The sequence below is a fragment of the Bradyrhizobium sp. genome, assembly GCF_004799445.1.
GTDB lineage: Bacteria > Pseudomonadota > Alphaproteobacteria > Rhizobiales > Xanthobacteraceae > Bradyrhizobium.
The window spans coordinates 1-4,648 of sequence record NZ_SSNA01000190.1 but is presented as its reverse complement, the minus strand read 5'-3'; the positions used below and the strand labels follow the sequence as shown (position 1 = coordinate 4,648).

The following is a 4,648-nucleotide window of genomic DNA, read 5'->3' as shown; positions in this document are numbered from 1 at the left end:
GCCGATCTCGCGCGCCGTCGAACTAGCCGGGCACATTTGTTGTCGCCCAATTCTCGGCGGGCTGCACCACCAATATGTTCGGATTTGATTTACGACAGGCACAGGTTGTCGACAAAGTAGGACCCGTCCCTGCCCTTTAACGGAAGAAGAGAAAATTTGATCAGCTAATCGGAAGCCACAGAGCAATTCGGACTTCACCGGTCTTTATGTGCAGGCGCCGGGAACAGGTTAGATGTAAGCGCGTACCGATGCGTTGATGTCGCAGGCAGAAACCGGCAAAATTGCTCTGCGTCCATCTTCCCCGTTATGGCCGGTTGTCACCCGGCGCGTGCGACCGATAACGTTGAACGGTCCAAAAGGTTCAGGAACTTTCTGAGGGGGCGGGCAGTTGGCCTCTCGCAGGAGATTTCAGTGCATAAAGATGGAAAACAAGTAGTAGAGACGGCGGTCGAGGCGAGAGGCGGTCTTTTAGGCAGACCGGTTCTCTTGGTGCTGTTCGTTAGCTGCGTTCTGGCAGTTGCCGCACTTATCGTTACGTATTCGGGCACGTAAAAAAGGCCCTCTGAAGAAGACCTTGTGTTGCGCCTTCCTCATCGGATGAACCTCTATCACGACTTTGGCGGCTGGACGCTGGTGTTCGCCGTTCTCATCTACGCCGTCATCTGCGATGCCTTCGGCATCTGGATGGGGTGGCTTTCGTCGTATTGAAATTCGGCGATGCGCTGCTGGCCTCTGCCCGTAGGGTGAGCATTGGGCGACCATTGCTTTCGCGTCGTCGTCCGGGGCCCAAGTTGGGAATTTCCTCCCAGACTGCCCGGTGGCCACACGGCTGCCGGGCCTTTTTTGCTATTTGACCAATATCGGATTTAGAGACCGTGTCACGCGGTCCAATGTCCGAGATGGGGTCAATTTCGGAAGTCGGCGCTCGTAATCGCGAGGTCTGCTTTGCCCCCAGGAGCGGACATCGTCAGCTTGGGCACGCACGGCCGCTTTGCGCCAGCAGCGGCCATTCCCACAGATCGCTCTTCGAGCGGGCATCCGCAAAAGGCTTCATCGAGACAATGCTCGGCTCGGCGCGGCGTAGCAAAATGCTAATGGGCAGATTTCGAACCAGCGCTCCGGTTGACCGCGCGCAACGTCAGCGCCAGCGGCACCATCACCATGGCGATCACGGCCAGCGCAACAAACACGTCGATATAGGCAAGGAGTGTAGCTGGGCTTTGCACCATTTGATGATGATGGCCATGCTGGTTCCGGATGAGCTGCCGGTGGCCGTACGCCCATTCAGATATCCCTGTATGCGGTTCAATGTATCGTTATAGAAAGGATTCCAAGAGCCGAGATGTTCGACCAGACGGCTCTGATGAAACTGCTCACGCCGCGCCAGCACGGTCTGGCTCAGTGCCACGCCCATCGATCCGCCGAAATTTCGCGCAAGGTTGATCAGCGCCGAAGCCTGATCGGTCTTCGACGGCGAAATGCCATCGTAGGATGCGGTCGTGATCGGAATGAAGATAAGCGGCAAGCCGATTCCGAGATAGATGCGTGACCAGGCGAAGTACCAGTAATCTGCATCAGGGTTGATGCGGAGCAGGTCAACCATCGCATAACAAGCTATTGCCGCCCCGACGGCGATCAGATATCGCGGCTGGACGAATCCGAGGCGGCCAACCACCACCATCATCACCATCGTCACCGCGCCGCCCGGCGAGATAGCAAGACCGGCCAGCGTGGCGGCGTAGCCGAATTCTTCCTGCAACAGTTGCGGCAGGATCTGCGTCGTCGCGATCAAGAGCGCGCCTGTCACCAGCATGATGAGAAAGCAGGTGCCGAACTGGCGTCCGGTCAGCATCTTGATATCGATGAGAGGCTCCGGCCGGTTGAGCTCCCACGGGATGAACAGCAGCAGCGCGGTGGCGGATATTGGCAAAGCGTGCTTCTACCTGGCCACGTGGCCACTTCTGCCGCAGCACAATCGCACCGCGCTCATCGTGGCCGACAACATAGAAAGAGTTCTTGCCTATATCGATCCCGACTACGGCGATTGTGCTGACCCATACCGCGACGCTCAATCGCAGCGTGTTGTGCTGCCAAGGCTGTTTGCTGCGCTGCGCTCGTCGTTGTCGCACTGCATTTATATTGCTCAGAGTTTGATCGGAATCAACGCGGGCTCTTTTGGCGGGGAAATAATGTCGGGCCGGACGCCATAAATTTTATCGAGCCGGCAATGCGGAGGAAGACATGAGTTCGCTCGCGGTCAAGGGAAATGGGCTTCAGTCAAAGTTACTCTGGGCCGCAGTGATCGCGCTCGGTGCGCTTTCTTTCGGGATCGTCGCGCTCAGCAGAGGCGAGAACGTCAGCGCGGCATGGCTCGTCGTTGCTGCGGTGTGCATCTACTTCATCGCCTACCGCTTCTACGCGCTGTTCATCGCCGAAAAAGTACTGGGCGTCGACCCTATACGGCAGACCCCCGCCTACCAACACAATGACGGCCTCGACTACGTGCCGACCAACCGCTACGTGCTGTTCGGTCACCACTTCGCGGCTATTGCTGGCGCCGGTCCTTTGGTCGGTCCGGTGCTCGCCGCCCAGATGGGCTACCTGCCTGGCACGCTATGGATTCTCGCTGGCGTTGTCTTCGCCGGCGCGGTGCAGGATCTGACCGTACTCTTTCTCTCAACGCGGCGTGACGGCCGCTCGCTCGGCGATATGGTGCGCTCTGAAATGGGGCCGGTTGCCGGCAGCATTGCGCTCGTTGGTGTGCTGCTGATCATGGTTATCCTGCTCGCCGTGCTGGCGCTGGTCGTGGTTAAGGCGCTGGCCGGCAGTCCTTGGGGCACTTTCACGGTGTTCTGCACCATTCCAATTGCACTGCTGATGGGCGTCTATGCCCGCTTCATCCGGATCGGACGCATCGCGGAAATGTCGGCGATCGGCGTCGTGTTGCTGCTTGCGTCGCTAATCTACGGCCGAACCGTGGCGGAAAACCCAGCGATCGCAGCATGGTTTGATCTGAGCGGCGAGACGCTGGCGCTGATCATCATCGGGTACGGCTTCGTCGCCTCGGTGCTGCCGGTGTGGCTACTGCTGGCGCCACGGGACTATCTATCGACCTTCCTCAAGGTCGGCACAATGGCGCTGCTCGCGGTCGGCATCATCTTGGTCCAGCCAGATTTGAAGATGCCGGCGGTCACCAAGTTTATCGACGGCACCGGCCCGGTTTGGTCGGGAAGCCTATTCCCGTTCCTGTTCATCACCATCGCCTGCGGCTCGGTATCCGGCTTCCATGCGCTAATCGCCTCGGGCACGACCCCGAAAATGGTAGAGAATGAGAGCCAGCTCCGCTTCATCGGCTATGGCGCCATGCTAACGGAATCCTTCGTCGCGATCATGGCGATGATCGGCGCCACCGTGATCGAGCCAGGAATCTATTTCGCCATGAACAGCCCGAGCGGGGTGATTGGCACCACCGTTGTAGAGGCGGCGCAGGTGGTCTCCGGCTGGGGCTTCACAGTCACCCCCGACATGATCAGCCAGATCGCCCAGGACGTCGGCGAGAAGACGCTGCTGTCGCGCACCGGCGGCGCCCCGACACTCGCGGTCGGCATGGCCCACATCCTGTCCGGCATGTTCGGCGGCCGTGTCCTGATGGGGCTCTGGTACCACTTCGCCATCCTCTTCGAGGCACTGTTCATCCTCACCACCGTCGACGCCGGCACCCGCGTCGCCCGCTTCATGATCCAGGATATGATCGGCAGCGTAATTCCGTCGTTCCGGAAGACCGAATCGTGGGGAAACAACCTGGCGGGATCGGCGCTGGCGGTCGGCGCCTGGGGCTACTTCCTCTACCAGGGCGTCATCGATCCAATGGGTGGCATCAACACGCTCTGGCCGCTGTTCGGCATTTCCAACCAGATGCTGGCGGCGATCGCGCTCATCCTGTGCACGGTCGTACTGTTCAAGATGAAGCGCGAGCGTTACGCCTGGGTTACGATCGCGCCTACCTTATGGCTCCTGATATGCACGCTGACGGCGGGGTGGCAGAAAATCTTTAGCACGTTACCGGCGATCGGCTTCGTTGCCCACGCGCGGGTGTTCGGCGACGCTGCCGCGGCCGGCAAGATCCTGGCGCCGGCGAAGTCGATGGCGGAGATGCACCGCGTCATCGTCAACGATTACGTCGACGCCACACTCTGCGCTCTGTTCGTCATCGTGGTGCTGGCCATGATCGTTTACGGTGTCATCGCCATACGCCGGGCATTGGGCGATCCGAAGATAACCGCCATCGAGATCGGCCTGCCCGTGGGAGTGAACCTTGCGTGACCTCATGGCGTTGAAGGAATGGTCGGTGCGCACCGCGCGTCTGATGGTCGGCATTCCCGACTATCAGACTTACGTGGAGCATCGCCGGCAGACACATCCGGACAAGCCGATCATGACGTACGAAGAATTTTTCGTGGAGCGCCAGAACGCTCGCTACGCTGTCGGCAAAGGCCGCTTCCGCGGCTGCTGTTGAGCCCAAAATTCCCTTTTTTCGATCAGTCACGCCGGATCGATCCGATCAGCCGTTCGGCAAAGCCATTCTGCCAAGGCGAGGCCGGTGCGGTAGGCTTGTCCCGGATGCCCATGGCGCGCAATCGGCGCGTGA

4 protein-coding genes and 1 pseudogene are annotated in these 4,648 nt (G+C 59.7%); 3 read left to right on the top strand and 2 right to left on the bottom strand.

Annotated elements, in window-relative coordinates:
- Positions 1–579 precede the first annotated feature (579 nt).
- On the top strand, positions 580–708 hold the full coding sequence (locus E8A46_RS24350; protein ID WP_291566672.1) for a hypothetical protein: 129 nt from the start codon (positions 580–582) through the stop codon (positions 706–708).
- Positions 709–1,168: 460 nt separating this feature from the next.
- On the opposite strand, the gene E8A46_RS24345 is transcribed toward E8A46_RS24350, so the two are convergent.
- Positions 1,169–1,852 carry an MFS transporter gene (locus E8A46_RS24345; RefSeq protein ID WP_291566670.1) on the bottom strand — a complete coding sequence of 228 codons (684 nt, stop codon included), beginning with the start codon at positions 1,850–1,852 and terminating at the stop codon, positions 1,169–1,171.
- Positions 1,853–1,919: 67 nt separating this feature from the next.
- A pseudogene (locus E8A46_RS24340) lies at positions 1,920–2,072 on the bottom strand (IS110 family transposase); the annotation flags it as partial.
- A 169-nt stretch (positions 2,073–2,241) separates the two neighbouring features.
- On the opposite strand from E8A46_RS24340, the gene E8A46_RS24335 reads away from it, so the two are divergent.
- Positions 2,242–4,323 (top strand): carbon starvation CstA family protein, encoded by a 2,082-nt coding sequence (locus E8A46_RS24335; RefSeq protein WP_291566668.1) that lies wholly within the window; start codon positions 2,242–2,244, stop codon positions 4,321–4,323.
- Between the two features lie 4 nt (positions 4,324–4,327).
- On the top strand, positions 4,328–4,516 hold the full coding sequence (locus E8A46_RS24330; RefSeq protein WP_291566676.1) for a CstA-like transporter-associated (seleno)protein: 189 nt from the start codon (positions 4,328–4,330) through the stop codon (positions 4,514–4,516).
- Positions 4,517–4,648: the final 132 nt, after the last annotated feature.